The sequence below is a fragment of the Pseudomonas rosaeacicularis genome (genome assembly GCF_057128745.1).
On sequence record NZ_JBSKHT010000001.1, the window covers coordinates 483,808 to 497,003 of the forward strand.

General features: G+C 58.1%; 11 protein-coding genes. 4 read left to right on the top strand and 7 right to left on the bottom strand.

Annotated elements, in window-relative coordinates; all coding sequences use genetic code 11:
• Positions 1 to 38: 38 nt before the first annotated feature.
• Positions 39 to 710: a polysaccharide lyase family 7 protein gene (locus tag ACWKWM_RS02255; protein WP_483844539.1), complete on the bottom strand. Its 672-nt coding sequence runs from the start codon at positions 708 to 710 to the stop codon at positions 39 to 41.
• A gap of 314 nt (positions 711 to 1,024) precedes the next feature.
• Between ACWKWM_RS02255 and ACWKWM_RS02260 the strand changes: the two genes are divergently transcribed.
• Both ACWKWM_RS02260 and ACWKWM_RS02265 read left to right on the top strand, forming a co-directional pair.
• Positions 1,025 to 3,166, top strand: a complete 2,142-nt coding sequence (locus ACWKWM_RS02260) for a putative bifunctional diguanylate cyclase/phosphodiesterase (RefSeq protein ID WP_483844601.1) — start codon at positions 1,025 to 1,027, stop codon at positions 3,164 to 3,166.
• Positions 3,167 to 3,205: 39 nt separating this feature from the next.
• Positions 3,206 to 3,721 (top strand): YgjP-like metallopeptidase domain-containing protein, encoded by a 516-nt coding sequence (locus ACWKWM_RS02265; RefSeq protein WP_483844540.1) that lies wholly within the window; start codon positions 3,206 to 3,208, stop codon positions 3,719 to 3,721.
• 188 nt (positions 3,722 to 3,909) lie between these two features.
• On the opposite strand, the gene ACWKWM_RS02270 is transcribed toward ACWKWM_RS02265, so the two are convergent.
• Complete coding sequence (locus tag ACWKWM_RS02270) at positions 3,910 to 4,377, bottom strand: MuF-C-terminal domain-containing protein (protein ID WP_483844541.1); 468 nt, start codon at positions 4,375 to 4,377, stop codon at positions 3,910 to 3,912.
• Positions 4,378 to 4,547: 170 nt separating this feature from the next.
• Here ACWKWM_RS02270 and ACWKWM_RS02275 point away from each other — a divergent pair, with 170 nt between their 5' ends.
• Positions 4,548 to 4,844 carry a winged helix-turn-helix domain-containing protein gene (locus tag ACWKWM_RS02275; protein WP_483844542.1) on the top strand — a complete coding sequence of 99 codons (297 nt, stop codon included), beginning with the start codon at positions 4,548 to 4,550 and terminating at the stop codon, positions 4,842 to 4,844.
• Positions 4,845 to 4,862: 18 nt separating this feature from the next.
• Here the strand turns inward: ACWKWM_RS02275 and ACWKWM_RS02280 are convergent, their stop codons facing one another.
• Complete coding sequence (locus ACWKWM_RS02280; protein ID WP_483844543.1) at positions 4,863 to 5,321, bottom strand: GNAT family N-acetyltransferase; 459 nt, start codon at positions 5,319 to 5,321, stop codon at positions 4,863 to 4,865.
• Positions 5,322 to 5,599: 278 nt separating this feature from the next.
• Here ACWKWM_RS02280 and ACWKWM_RS02285 point away from each other — a divergent pair, with 278 nt between their 5' ends.
• Complete coding sequence (locus ACWKWM_RS02285; protein ID WP_483844544.1) at positions 5,600 to 6,337, top strand: substrate-binding periplasmic protein; 738 nt, start codon at positions 5,600 to 5,602, stop codon at positions 6,335 to 6,337.
• On the opposite strand, the gene yccS is transcribed toward ACWKWM_RS02285, so the two are convergent.
• From yccS to mdtD, 4 genes are all read right to left on the bottom strand, one after another.
• Complete coding sequence (gene yccS / locus ACWKWM_RS02290; protein ID WP_483844545.1) at positions 6,318 to 8,534, bottom strand: YccS family putative transporter; 2,217 nt, start codon at positions 8,532 to 8,534, stop codon at positions 6,318 to 6,320. The genes ACWKWM_RS02285 and yccS overlap by 20 nt on opposite strands.
• 226 nt (positions 8,535 to 8,760) lie before the next feature.
• Positions 8,761 to 9,939, bottom strand: coding sequence for a BaiN/RdsA family NAD(P)/FAD-dependent oxidoreductase (locus tag ACWKWM_RS02295; protein WP_483844546.1), 1,179 nt, complete (start codon positions 9,937 to 9,939; stop codon positions 8,761 to 8,763).
• Between the two features lie 150 nt (positions 9,940 to 10,089).
• Complete coding sequence (dbpA, locus tag ACWKWM_RS02300; protein ID WP_483844547.1) at positions 10,090 to 11,469, bottom strand: ATP-dependent RNA helicase DbpA; 1,380 nt, start codon at positions 11,467 to 11,469, stop codon at positions 10,090 to 10,092.
• 200 nt (positions 11,470 to 11,669) lie between these two features.
• Complete coding sequence (gene mdtD, locus ACWKWM_RS02305; RefSeq protein WP_483844548.1) at positions 11,670 to 13,112, bottom strand: multidrug transporter subunit MdtD; 1,443 nt, start codon at positions 13,110 to 13,112, stop codon at positions 11,670 to 11,672.
• Between the last annotated feature and the right edge of the window lie 84 nt (positions 13,113 to 13,196).

A 13,196-nucleotide genomic window follows, 5' to 3' on the forward strand; every position in this document is an offset into this window, starting at 1 on the left:
GAAGGCCCGTGTCTCGCAAGAGCGCGGGCCTTCTTGCGTCAGGTTTTGTTGTGATCGATGTCCAGATTGAAGAACGTCGCTTTGCCCCCTTCACTGGTGTACCCCGTGTGATCCTGGGTGTAGACGCCGGCTTTGAAATAAAGGGGCTTGACGCTCCAGGTGGCGCTGATCCGTTCGTGCCAGTTCATGTCCTTGGCCGTTACGTTCAGCATGCCGCCAGGGCTCAGGCGAATGATGTAGTTGAAGGTCTCATTGAGCGGCACGTCTTCAGCCACGGTGATGACGCGACTTGTTTTGTCGTTGGGGTGAAACCGTACCTTGGCAACGATGTTCCCGGAATGGGTCGCCTCCTTGAATTGATACTCGACCTTGAGCAGCGGCTGAGTGCTTTCGTAGGCATGGATCTGACCGATCACGATCTTGCCCGACGAGGGCACTTGATTGACCTGCAGCTTGGCGTTCAAGAAGTTGTCGGCGTCCGGGTAGAACCAGTTGTGCAGTTCTCCGTTGGACCAGGTTTCCCGAAGCTCGCTTCGAGGGTAGATCGCGTTTTCAGTCTTGCTACCGGTTACTGGCGACCAGAACACAATCGAAGACGATCCGGATTTGAAATATTTGCCGTCATAGCCTTTCACCAGTTGCTGCGTTTCAATCGTCGCGGGGGGCGAGCCCACAGGAATGCTCAGATTCCAGGATCCCAAATCAATCATTAGTTATCGCGTCCGGTATGTCTCATTGCCAGCAACAGTGGCTGGCGCAAGGGTTTGAAGGGTGCTCCTTATACGATTCGCTCAGGGTTTTGTTAACGCAATTTCGCCGGCTGAATGAAGTCATAGTGCCCACCCTTTTGCCGATACGCCCCGCTGTCGGTCTCTCTAAGGCGATGACCGTTAGTCGGTTGATGTCGCTTTAATTGATGGCATAACAATGGCGCTCTTCTTTTTTTTGCAGAGACGACTAGAGTGAAACCGTTCGGAACATGGGCGGAGCCCGTTACCCGCAGTAGCAGTCAATGAGTAGCAGCATGGAATGCGCGCAATCCCAGCCAGTGTCTGGCAAGTCAGTTTTGTTGGTCGTCGATGACTACCCAGAGAATCTGGTCACCATGCGTGCAGTCCTGGAGCGACAGGACTGGGAAATCGTAACGGCCAGTTCGGGAATGGAAGCCTTGAGTCTGCTTCTGGATATCGAGGTGGACCTGGTCTTGCTCGACGTGCAAATGCCGGGTATGGACGGCTTTGAAGTGGCGCGCCTGATGCGCGGAAGCCAACGCACTCGGCTGACGCCCATTATTTTTCTCACCGCCAATGAGCAATCGCGCGACGCCGTCCACAGGGGGTACGCCAGTGGTGCGGTGGATTATCTGTTCAAACCGTTTGATCCCAATGTACTCAAGCCCAAGGTGCAGGCGCTGCTTGAGCATCAGGCTAATCGTCGTGCGTTGCAGAAACTCAGTCGCGAGCTTGAATCGGCGCGGGCCTTCAACGCTTCGGTGCTGGCCAACGTTGCAGAAGGCATTCTGGTGGTTGATGAGTCGGGGCTGATCAGCTTCGCCAATCCGGCCATTTGCCGGCTGTTGGGCATGACCGACGGGGAATTGCGTGGCTCCCAGCTGATCGATTACCTGGAGGAGCCCTGCTTCAGTGAGTGGACCGGCTCCGGGTTCTATCATCACTATCGGCGGGCGGAAACCTATCGGGTGCATGACGCAATCATGCGCTCGGCCGAAGGACGTCAGGTGCCGGTGGCGCTGTCATGTGCCCCCTTGCCCGGCGAACAGAAGGCCATGGTGTTGAGCATTCTGGACATGTCCGTGGTGCGAGACTTGTACAGTCAACTGGAAAAGCAGGCAGTCACCGACGCTTTGACCGGTTTGCTCAACCGCCGTGGTTTTTACCAGACTGTCGAAGGCATGTTGTTACGTCGGGAGCACCCCGAGAAGTACCTGGTAGTGCTTTATATGGATCTGGACGGCTTCAAACACGTCAACGATTCGCTGGGACATGACGCCGGCGATCAGGTTTTGCTGTGGGTTGCCGAGCAGTTGAAGGACAGCTTGCGCACCTACGATGTGCTGGCGCGCATGGGCGGCGATGAGTTCGTGGTGGTCATCGACGGTCTGGACTATCCGGAGCATGCGGCCAAGGTGGCTGAGAAACTGATCGAGCGCATCTCGGTTCGTCGGCAGATCGACGGTATGGAGGCCACGCTGGGCGCGAGTATCGGCATTGCAGTGTATCCGGACTGCGGCCTGAACCTTGATGCGTTGCTGCGCGCGGCAGACATCGCGATGTACGAAGCCAAGCGTGCAGGACGCCAGCAGTACCGCTTTTATGATCAGGACATGAATGGGCGCGCGCGATCTCGGCTGATGCTTGAAGAAAGCGTGCGTACGGCCATCGAAGGCAAGGATTTCACATTGGTCTATCAACCGCAGGTGCGCGTTGCCGATGGCAGCATTCGAGGTTTTGAGGCGTTGCTACGTTGGCAGCACCCGTCTGCGGGCGATGTGCCGCCGGGGGTGTTTATCCCGTTGCTGGAGGAGACACGCCTGATCAATAAGCTCGGCGGCTGGATTTTTGAACAGGGCGCTGCGCAGCGTAAGCGTTGGAGTGAGGTGTTCCCGGACGATCTGGTGATGAGTGTCAGCGTCAGTCCTGCGCAGTTCAGCATGCCTAATCTGGCGGCAGAGTTGCAGCGAGCCATTCACATTCATGGTCTGCACCCGCGCCAACTCGAAATTGAAATCACTGAGCCGGCCCTGGTCCACAACCTGGCTCACAGCCGCAAGCAATTGCAAAGCCTGCACGACATTGGTGTGCGGGTGTCTCTGGATGATTTCGGCTCGGGGGAATGCTCGCTCACTCACTTGCGCAATCTGGATCTGGACACGCTGAAGCTGGACCGACACTTTATTGCAGGGCTCATGGGGTCTGCGCGTGAAATGGCGGTGGCGCGCAGCATTATCGACCTCTGCTTGAAGCTGGATATAGAAGTGATCGCAGAAGGGGTTGAAACCGTCGAGCAGTACCGTTGGCTGGTTGAAAACGGTTGTCAGGTCATTCAAGGGTTTTTGCTGGGGCGACCCATGACGGCGCAGGCTGCTTTGTGCTTTCTGGAGCCTGTGACCATGCCGATCGATCCCTTGCAGATCAGCAGGGATTAACCCTGTAAACTCCGCGTTTTGCCGCCGCTTGAAGTGAACATGAGCTCACCGATCGTTATTCCGCTGAAGTACTTGCAGGCCTATCCCCCAGGCCTGCAAGAGCAAGTGCGGCAGCTGATTGCCAAAGACAAGCTGGGCGCGTATCTGGAGCAGCGCTATCCAGGCCGTCATGAGGTTCAGAGCGACAAAGCGCTGTATGCATACGCGCTGTCGCTCAAGCAGGAGCACCTGCGCAATGCGCCCAACATCGACAAAGTGCTGTTCGACAATCGTCTGGACCTCACTCATCGCGCACTCGGGCTACACACCACCGTGTCACGCGTGCAGGGCGGTAAGCTCAAGGCGAAAAAAGAGATTCGCGTCGCCGCGCTGTTCAAGGAGGCAGCGCCCGAGTTCTTGAAAATGATCGTCGTGCACGAGCTGGCGCACTTCAAAGAATCCGACCACAACAAAGCCTTCTACAACCTGTGCGAACACATGCAGCCGGGGTATCACCAAGTGGAGTTTGATCTGCGGGTGTATTTGACTTGGCGGGATATGCAGGCTGGACGCTAGGCTGTCAGGGGAGTGCTTCGGCGGTTCACGTGACCGGAGGACTCATTGATCCAGACAATCTCGTTGACTTCATTTGCAACTTCTTTAGAATTCGGTCTGTCTAGCTGGCACGTTCAATACCTCAGCAATTAGAGCTGCGCTATCCGTGCCCTAGGCAATTCCTTGCGCAGCACGCTCCTCTCTTCGTTCTACCCCTGCCAAATCAACAGCCCATCCCTTTCCCAGCGATCAATCATTTCCCGATTGTCTTTAGCGTATCCGCTTGAAAGCCAATGCACCGGCAGTTGCCCTTTCGCCATTGGTTTGTTGAGCTCTATCGGCAGGATGATAGGGCGATCCCGAAGCGTCTCCAAGCTCATGATCACGACCGAGGTCTCTGGACGAGAGGCTGACCTGAAGATTTTCTCTGGTCTGCAAATCAAACCGTGCAAACCACAAAGATGATCGTATCTGAGGCCGTGATCGAAGATCATTTTTTCCAGGACCGAAATGGTTGTTACCAGCTCCAGATCCTTGCAGCCGAGCACGTTCAGCATATCGATCGGGAATCGACCTATTGAAAGAATTGCTCTCATTCTTTCTGTCGGAATCGGGCCTGCAAGACCTGTTTCACTAATCCATGCAACTAGCGCTGCCGTCAGTGGCTCACGGGTCATTTACTACTTCTCGCACACAGCAAAAAGCGCCGAGTTTACGCATCCGTAATCGAGACGCGAAGCGAGGATTTTCGGTTAAGCCCAAGGTAGATGTCTTCTCGGACATGTCGTACAGCTTCGATCTGTCAGGGCTTACAATCCTGCGAATCTTGTTAACAGGACCCACATAAATGGACGTCAGCAAAACCAAATCCAGCTTCTACCGCCGCTTGTATGTGGCCTATTTGATCGACAGTGGAATCGCCAGCAGCGTGCCGGCGTTGACCGAGATCACAGGCATGCCCCGGCGTACCGCACAAGACACTATTGCGGCGCTGGCGGATCTGGATATCGTGTGTGAGTTCGAGCAACTGGATGGGGCGCGCAACCACGCGGGCGGTTACCGGATTCGTGAATGGGGGGCCATCGACAAGGAGTGGATTGCCGCCCATCTCACGCAGATCAAATCGGTGCTGGGTTATCCCTGACACCGGGCATTGCCGTTTTCAATCCAGGTCGCGGCGCATGCCGATGTGTTCAATGCCGTCTTCCACGTACACATCGCCCACTGAGTTGAAACCGTAACGGCTGTAATACCCCTGCAGATGAGCCTGGGCCGACAGATAGATGGGTTGATCGGGCCATTTGCGCTCTGCGTGGTCGATGGCCTGCACCATCAGCTCATGGCCCATGCCTTTGTTGCGCATCGATGGGGCGGTGACGACACGGCCGATGGTCACGTCGCCATTCTGTTGGATCGGATCGAGCAAGCGCAGATACGCCACGAGCTGCTCATTTTGCCACGCCATCAAATGGCAGGTGTCCCCCAGTAAGTCCTGTCCGTCGACGTCCTGATACCAGCACTTTTGCTCCACCACGAACACTTGCGCCCGAAGTTGAAGAATGGCGTACAACTGCTCTTTGTTGAGTTCGGTGTGATGTTTGCAAATCCAGTTGATCGACATGACGCGTGCTCGTAAAAGAAATCCATGTCGGATACTAAACGCTTAATGAGGCGATCCCAACTCAATGATCGGGCATGTGCCTTGGCGGCAGGAATACAGGCTCGGTTTTTGATCCGCTTTCTTGAACTGCGGCACAGACATTACATTCTTATACGTTGTGCAAAGGGCAGAATGAGTCTTCAATGAAGGCGACTTGCCACATAGGTTGGTCAGCGCTGCATGTAGCACTCGGGGTTGCAAAAAATAACGGGCTGTCAGTTTGCCAAAGGATCTTGAGCATGCCGCGTCTGCTTCGAGCCATGGGGTTTTTGGGCGTGATCTGGGTGGCCAACACTGCGGCGGCAGACACCTTACGCATGGCAGGCGATGCCTGGGCCCCCTATGCCGATACCTCGTTACTCAACGGCGGCCTGGCCACCGATCTGATCAACACCGCCTTGAGCCGCGCAGGCTACTCCACCGAATACGAACAGGTTCCGTGGGCTCGTGCCGTGCACGGGTTGAACGAAGGGCGCTACGACATATTGATCAACGCGTGGTACAGCGATGATCGCACCCGCATCGGCCAGTTTTCTGCTGCCTATCTGACCAATCGCTTGCGCTTCATCAAGCGCAAGGATTTCGATGTCGATTACCAGAGCCTTGCACAACTGCACCCGCATACCATCGCGGTTGTGCGTGGTTACGCTTACTCGCCCGCGTTCGATAATGATCTGGAATTGAAAAAGGTGCCGGTTGCCAGTTTTTCCACAGCTGTACGCATGCTGGCTGCTGGCCGCGTGGAGTTAACGGTTGAGGATGAATACGCCGCACGCTACGCGCTGAGCCGTGAGTCCCAGGATGTGCAAGGCAGCGTGGAGTTTTTGCCTACATCATTGGCCGAAAATACCCTGCACATTCTGGTCAGCCTGAAGAACCCCGAGCACGAACAGATCGTCACCCGCTTCGATCAGGAAATCGCTGCCATGAAAGCCGATGGCAGCTACGACAAGCTCTTCAAGCTGCACGGTTTGTAAGGTCGGTGGGTTCATCGGCAGGCGCCTTGATCAAATGCGCAGCCAGGGTGCGCAGCGGCCCGAGCTGACGGCAGATAAGCGCCAATTGCGTCTGCACCAGCCGTTGACCTTCGTCGAGGTCTTCGGGCATCTGCTCCAGCTCCGCCGCCAGGGCCTCCTCGGCATCACTCTGAATCGCCACCGGTTGCCGGGTTGCCAGGCTTTGCGCAATCTCATCGATACTGCTGGCCAGGTTGGCGCCCGCGCCCTCAATCAGCTGCTCGCGCACCTCGGCAGGCAACGAGGTTTCCCGATGCGCGCCTAGCCCTGACAGATAGCTGAGCAGCGTGTGCGACAACACCAGAAAGCGAAACCCCACGTCGGCTTCCTTCCGGAAATGCCCCGGCTCCATCAGCATGTTTGCCAGCGTTGTCGACAGCGCCGCGTCCGCGTTGTGCGCGTTGCGCCGTGCGAGGCGATAAGCCAGGTCATCGCGCTTGCCCTGCGCGTATTGCTCCATGATCTGTCGCAAGTAAATGCTGTTGCAGGTCAGCGTATTGGCCAGCACCTTGTTCAGGCGTCGGCCTTGCCAGTCCGGCAGGAACAAAAACACCGCCAGGCCCGCGATCAAGCTGCCCAGCAGGGTGTCCAGCAGACGCGGCAGAAACAGGCCGTAGCCGTCGCCCACCTGATTGAAGCAGAACAGAATCATCACCGTGATTGCTGCTGTCGACAGCGTATAGCGCGTGGTGCGATTGACGAAGAACACCACCCCGGCAATGACAGCGCACATCGATTGCAGAATCGGCGCGGTCACCACGTCGAACAGCACCCAGCCAATGGTCAGGCCGATGGCCGTGCCAATGATTCGCTGTCCCAGTTTGCGCCGTGTCGCGCCGTAGCTTGGCTGACAGACGAACACCGTGGTGAGGATGATCCAGTAACCCTGCGACGGATGGATCAGATGCACGGTGAGGTAACCCACCACCAAGGCCAGCGGCAGGCGTAGCGCGTGACGAAACAGCAGCGATGTTGGAGTCAGTTGCAGGCGCAGGCGATTCCACACGTCTTTAAAGTTGCGCGGCGAGCGGTCCAGCAAACTGCTGTCAGTGGCGTCTGCCAGCGCGTCAGGATTGCTGGCGTCGCTGAGCAATCGGTCGAGGGTGGCGAGGTTGTTGGCCAGCGCGCGCAACGAGCGCAGCAAGCCACGCCATGCCGGGTTGCTCTGAATGCGCAGGTGTTCCAGCGATGCGCGCAAATCATTGAGTGCGTGAGCAAAGCTGTCGTCGTAAATGAACGGCTGACGCAACTGGATAGACACCGACAGATCGCGACAGGCCGTGCCTTGCTGACGCAGCAGGCGTTGACAGCGAAACAACACGTCGCTGTGGAAAAAGGCATCGGCCAGCGAGTTATAAGGGTAGTGCGAGGAGCTGGCGCGCTCATGGATGTCTTGCGCCAGGAAGTACAGCTTCAGGTAGCGGCTGACTTTCGAGCCCGGTCGGCCGCTGCCGACGCGGTTCAGGATGATTTCCTTGGCGGAGTTCAGCGCCGCCACGACCTTGCCGTTTTGCTTGGCGAGGTCCAGCCGACGCGCCTCCACGTCCAGCGTTCGAATCGGTTCGAACAGCTCGGACTTAATCTTCAGGTACATACCCAGCTCGCGGAACAACCTGGCCAGCGCTTGCTGCACCGGCTGGTTGGAGAACAGCATTTGCCAGAGCACCGAGAGCAAGCCGTACCACGCTGCGCCAGCCACCAGCAGCATCGGTTCGTGCCAGAAGTCAGTGACCTCGCCGCCGCGCTGGTCGACACCGATCATTGTGTAGACCGAGAGAATCAAGGTGCCGTAGGCAATCGCGCCATAGCGTTCGCCGAGCGCGCCGAGCATGGTCAGGCCAAAAGCTGCCACGGCCATGGAGCAGACAAAAAGGACGGGGTAGGGGAAAAGCAGTTCCACTGACAGCGCGGCGACGCTGAAACACACCAGCGTCACGGCCAGCGCATTGAGGCGGCCCTGCCAGCTGTCGTCGGTTTCAGACAGTGCGCAGGCGATAATCCCGAGAAACAGCGGAATCAGCTGTTTCATTTCGCCTTGGTACCAGCACAGCGCCATGCTGCCGGTCAGGGCGATAAACACCCGCACGCTATAGCTGAACTTGTCCAGCGCCCACAGGCGGCGGAAGGTATTACGCAACGACTTGGATTTCGATGCCATATGAACGCTGACTGCCTTGTTCGCGATATATCAATTGTCACTGACGAATATGTACAGCGATCAACGAGGGCTGTACATCGGGCAGGTGAAATTTATTCCGTAATAGCAGGCCTTCGCAGAACTTCTGTAGGAGCGAATTTATTCGCGAGACGCCAGTAAATCCGACGCATGTTTGTTGGCCATGGCAACGTATCGCGAATAAATTCGCTCCTACAGAGTGTTGTCGTCAGACGAACTGCGCAGCTGTGAACCCCGAGGCCCAGGCCCATTGGAAGTTAAAACCGCCCAGATGGCCGCTGACGTCCAGCACTTCGCCCACAAAGTACAAGCCCGGTGACTTCAGCGACTCCATGGTTTTGGACGAGACCTCTCGCGTGTCGATGCCGCCCAGCGTGACTTCAGCCGTGCGATAGCCTTCGGTGCCCGCCGGAACCACCTGCCAGCTCGCCAGTTTTGCTGCGATGTCGGCAAGCTCGGCATGGGTGTACTGCTTCATCGGCTTGGACGCAAACCAGTGCTCGGCGATCAGATTAGCCATCTTCTTGGTGAAGATTTCACCCAGCAGGGTTTTCAGCTCACTGTTGGGGCGCTCGGCTTGCTGCTCGGCCAGCCAACTCGGCACGTCGTGGTCCGGCATCAGATCGATTTCCACCGCGTCGCCCGGCAACCAGAACGAAGAAATCTGCAGGATCGCCGGCCCGCTGAGGCCCCGATGGGTGAACAGGATGTTTTCCCGGAAGCTGGTGTCATTGCAGCTGACCAGGCAATCCACCGACGTGCCCGACAGCTCAGTGCACAAGTCTTTGAGCTGATCGGTGATCGTGAACGGCACCAGGCCTGCGCGCGTAGGCAGCAGCGTGTGGCCGAACTGCTTGCCCACTTGATAACCGAAGCCGGTAGCGCCCAAGGTCGGGATCGACAGGCCGCCGGTGGCGATGACCAGCGATTGGCAATTGATGTCGCCCAGCGTGGTTTGCAGCTGATAGCCGGTGTCGACTTTTTCGATCTGCTGCACGGCGGTGTCCATGTGCAGCTTCACGCCAGCCTGTTTGCACTCCTCCAGCAGCAGCTCAAGGATGTCGCTGGACTTGTTGTCGCAGAACAGCTGACCGAGTTTTTTCTCGTGGTACGGCACGCCGTGCTTGGCCACCAGCTCGATGAAATCCCACTGGGTGTAGCGCGCCAGCGCGGATTTGCAGAAGTGCGGATTCTGGGACAGGAAGTTGCCCGGCTCGCTGTACATGTTGGTGAAGTTACAGCGCCCACCACCGGACATGAGGATCTTCTTGCCCGGCTTGTTCGCGTGATCGATCAACATCACCTTGCGCCCACGATTGGCGGCAGTGAAGGCGCATAACAAACCTGCGGCGCCAGCGCCGATGATCACAACGTCAGTAACGGGCAAAGCGGATTCCTCGGGGTGTTCAAGCTGTATTGAAGTCGGATTACGATCTGTAGGAGCTGCCGAGGGACGAAGGCTGCGATTCGGTACACCTGACACACCGCGATCGCAGCCTTCGTAACCTCGGCAGCTCCTACAAGGGGTGCGCGGGTTTTAGAGAATCCGCACGCGCAACGATTTGCCCTTGATCTTGCCGTTGTTCAAGCGCTCCAGCGCCTGTTTGGCCATGCTGCGCTCGACGGCGACGTAGGCTTGGAAATCGAAAATCGCGATCTTGCCGACCTGAGTTCCTGGAATGCCCGCTTCACCGGTCAACGCGCCGAGGATATCGCCTGGGCGCAATTTGTCCTTGCGACCCGAGCCGATGCACAGGGTGGTCATCGGTGGCAGCAGCTTGCCGCCTTCGGTGCGAGTCAGGTTGTCGTATTGCTGCCAGTTCAGCGGCGCTTTCTGCAATTCTTCAACAGCGCGAGCGCGCTGGCTTTCCGAAGGTGCAACGAGACTGACGGCGATGCCGGTCTCGCCCGCACGACCGGTACGGCCGACGCGGTGGATGTGGATTTCCGAATCACGCGCCAGTTCGACGTTGAGCACCATGTCCAGGCCATCGATGTCCAGACCACGCGCCGCAACATCAGTGGCGACCAGCACCGAGGTACTGCGGTTGGCGAACATCGCCAGCACTTGATCGCGATCACGTTGTTCCAGATCGCCATGCAGACCGACTGCCGACATGCCTTTGGCGATCAGGTGATCGACCACTTCCTGAACCTGCTGCTTGGTGAAGCAGAAAGCCACACAGGATTGCGGGCGGAAGTGATCGAGCACTTTCACCACCGCTTCTAGACGCTGTTCCGGGGAGATTTCGTAGAAGATCTGCTCGATCTGGCTGTCGGCGTGCAGCGCCTCGACCTTGACGGTCTGCGGGTCGCGCATGAATTTGGACGACAGCTGCTTGATGCCCACCGGGTAAGTGGCCGAGAACAGCAGGGTCTGACGGCGGGTCGGCGTCTGCTCGATGATGTCGGCGATCGAATCGTAGAAACCCATGTCGAGCATGCGGTCGGCTTCGTCGAGGATCAGCGTGTTCAAGCCATCCAGCACCAGTGAACCCTTGCGCAGGTGCTGCTGAATGCGGCCCGGGGTGCCGACGATGATGTGCGCGCCGTGCTCCAGCGAGCCAATCTGTGGGCCGAACGAGACGCCGCCGCACAGGGTCAGGACTTTGATGTTGTCTTCGGAGCGCGCCAGACGGCGGATTTCCTTGGCGACCTGGTCAGCCAGCTCGCGCGTGGGGCAAAGCACCAGCGCCTGGCAGCCGAAGAAGCGCGGATTGATGGGGTTGAGCAGGCCGATACCGAAGGCTGCGGTTTTGCCGCTGCCGGTCTTGGCCTGAGCGATCAGGTCCATGCCCTTGAGAATCACCGGCAGGCTCTGCGCCTGAATCGGCGTCATCTGGGCATAACCGAGAGACTCCAGGTTAGCCAGCATGGCGGCGGAAAGGGGCAAGGTGTTGAACGCGGTGTTAGTCACAAGAGTGAGCCTGCAAAACAAAATGTCGCGCAGTGTATCAGGTCAGTGCCCCTGCCTTGGGGGCGCTGGCGATAAATGGCAGTACTTGGGGACACAAACCCTGTAGGAGCGAATTTATTCGCGAAACGTCGGCATGGTCGACGAGCGTCTGTCGCCGGCCCCGATCTCTCGCGAATAAATTCGCTCCTACAGGTTTTCGATCACGCTTCGATCTCGGGCTCCGGCTGTGGTTTACGCGGCGGATTTTCCGGTGTGATCCTCGGCGACAGCTGCAGGAAGATCGTTGCAGCGAGCATGGCCAGCACGCCAACGCACAGGAACGTCAACTGAAACGCACCCAGCACGCTGCTGACTTCTCCGGTTGCTACGTCATCGGTAAACCCGCCCAGCAACGCTGCGGCGCAGGCTACGCCAAGACTCAAGGACAACTGCGCCACCACCGACAACAGGCTGTTGCCGCTGGCGGCGTTGGCGTCGTCCAGATCAATCAGCGTGACGGCATTCATCGCTGAAAACTGCAGCGAATTGACGCCACCCAGCAACGCCAGATGAATCAACAGCATCCAGTACGGCGTCTCGGCACTGATCAGCGCCATGCTCGCCAGCAAAATACCCAGCAGCAGCGTGTTGCCCGTCAGCACGATGCGGTAGCCGAGGCGCTCGATGGCTTTGGTTGCCAGCGGCTTGGCGAACATGGCCGCCAGCGCCAGCGGGATCATGCTCATCCCGGCGTGGGACGGCGAATAGCCCAGCGCGACTTGTAGCATCAGCGGCACCAGAAACGGCAACGCGCCGCTGCCCAGTCGGGCGAACAGGTTGCCCATGATGCCCACGGCAAAACTGCGGGTCTTGAACAGCGACGCCGAGAACAACGGCGATTCCACGTGACTGGCGCGTAACCAATACGCCGCCAGACACGCCATGCCGCCAAACAACAACATCACCACGCGCAGGTGCGGTAAATGCAGCTCGCCCAGGCCTTCTAGGGCGATGGTGATCAACACCATCGATGCGCCGAACAGCAAAAAGCCCACCATATCGAAGCGCGTACGCCCGCCACCCTGCAAATCCGGGATAAATTTGCGCACGGCGAAGCAGCCCAGAATCCCGACCGGGATGTTGATCAGGAAGATCCAGTGCCAGCTCAGGTATTCCACCAGCCAGCCACCCACTGTCGGCCCCATCAATGGCCCGAGCAGCGCAGGCATGGTGATGAAGCTCAAGGTGCGGACCAGCTCGGTTCGTGGGTAGGCGCGCAAGACGATCAAGCGCCCGACCGGCATCATCAGCGCACCGCCCAGCCCCTGAATCACTCGCGCGCCGACCAGCATGCTCAACGAGTTGGCCAGCGCGCAGAGCAGTGAGCCGAAGCTGAACAGGAGGATGGCGCTGAAGAAAATGCGCTTGATGCCAAAGCGGTCGGAGATCCAGCCGGAGGCCGGGATCAGCAGGGCGATGGTCAGCATGTAGGCGATGATCACTGACTGCATGCGCAGCGGGTCTTCGGACAACGAGCTGGCCATGGAGGGCAGGGCAGTGTTGAGAATCGTGCCGTCCAGGCTTTGCATGAAGAAAGCGATGGCAATGACCCAAGGCATCCAGCGCAGGGTTTTGGCGTCCAGCTGCGGGGTTGTGGTCGGCATGTGGGGCGTGTGTCCTTTGTTGGTTTCTTATGGTTTTTTGCAATTCGTGCTGATCGGCCGAATTCCGTGGGAGCGAATGCTGGG

Coding starts and splice junctions, on each gene's coding strand:
- ACWKWM_RS02265 (WP_483844540.1), top strand. CDS start 3,206: ATGAGCTCACCGATCGTTATTCCGCTGAAGTACTTGCAGGCCTATCCC.
- ACWKWM_RS02255 (WP_483844539.1), bottom strand. CDS start 710: ATGATTGATTTGGGATCCTGGAATCTGAGCATTCCTGTGGGCTCGCCC.
- ACWKWM_RS02280 (WP_483844543.1), bottom strand. CDS start 5,321: ATGTCGATCAACTGGATTTGCAAACATCACACCGAACTCAACAAAGAG.
- mdtD (WP_483844548.1), bottom strand. CDS start 13,112: ATGCCGACCACAACCCCGCAGCTGGACGCCAAAACCCTGCGCTGGATG.
- ACWKWM_RS02275 (WP_483844542.1), top strand. CDS start 4,548: ATGGACGTCAGCAAAACCAAATCCAGCTTCTACCGCCGCTTGTATGTG.
- ACWKWM_RS02270 (WP_483844541.1), bottom strand. CDS start 4,377: ATGACCCGTGAGCCACTGACGGCAGCGCTAGTTGCATGGATTAGTGAA.
- yccS (WP_483844545.1), bottom strand. CDS start 8,534: ATGGCATCGAAATCCAAGTCGTTGCGTAATACCTTCCGCCGCCTGTGG.
- ACWKWM_RS02285 (WP_483844544.1), top strand. CDS start 5,600: ATGCCGCGTCTGCTTCGAGCCATGGGGTTTTTGGGCGTGATCTGGGTG.
- ACWKWM_RS02260 (WP_483844601.1), top strand. CDS start 1,025: ATGGAATGCGCGCAATCCCAGCCAGTGTCTGGCAAGTCAGTTTTGTTG.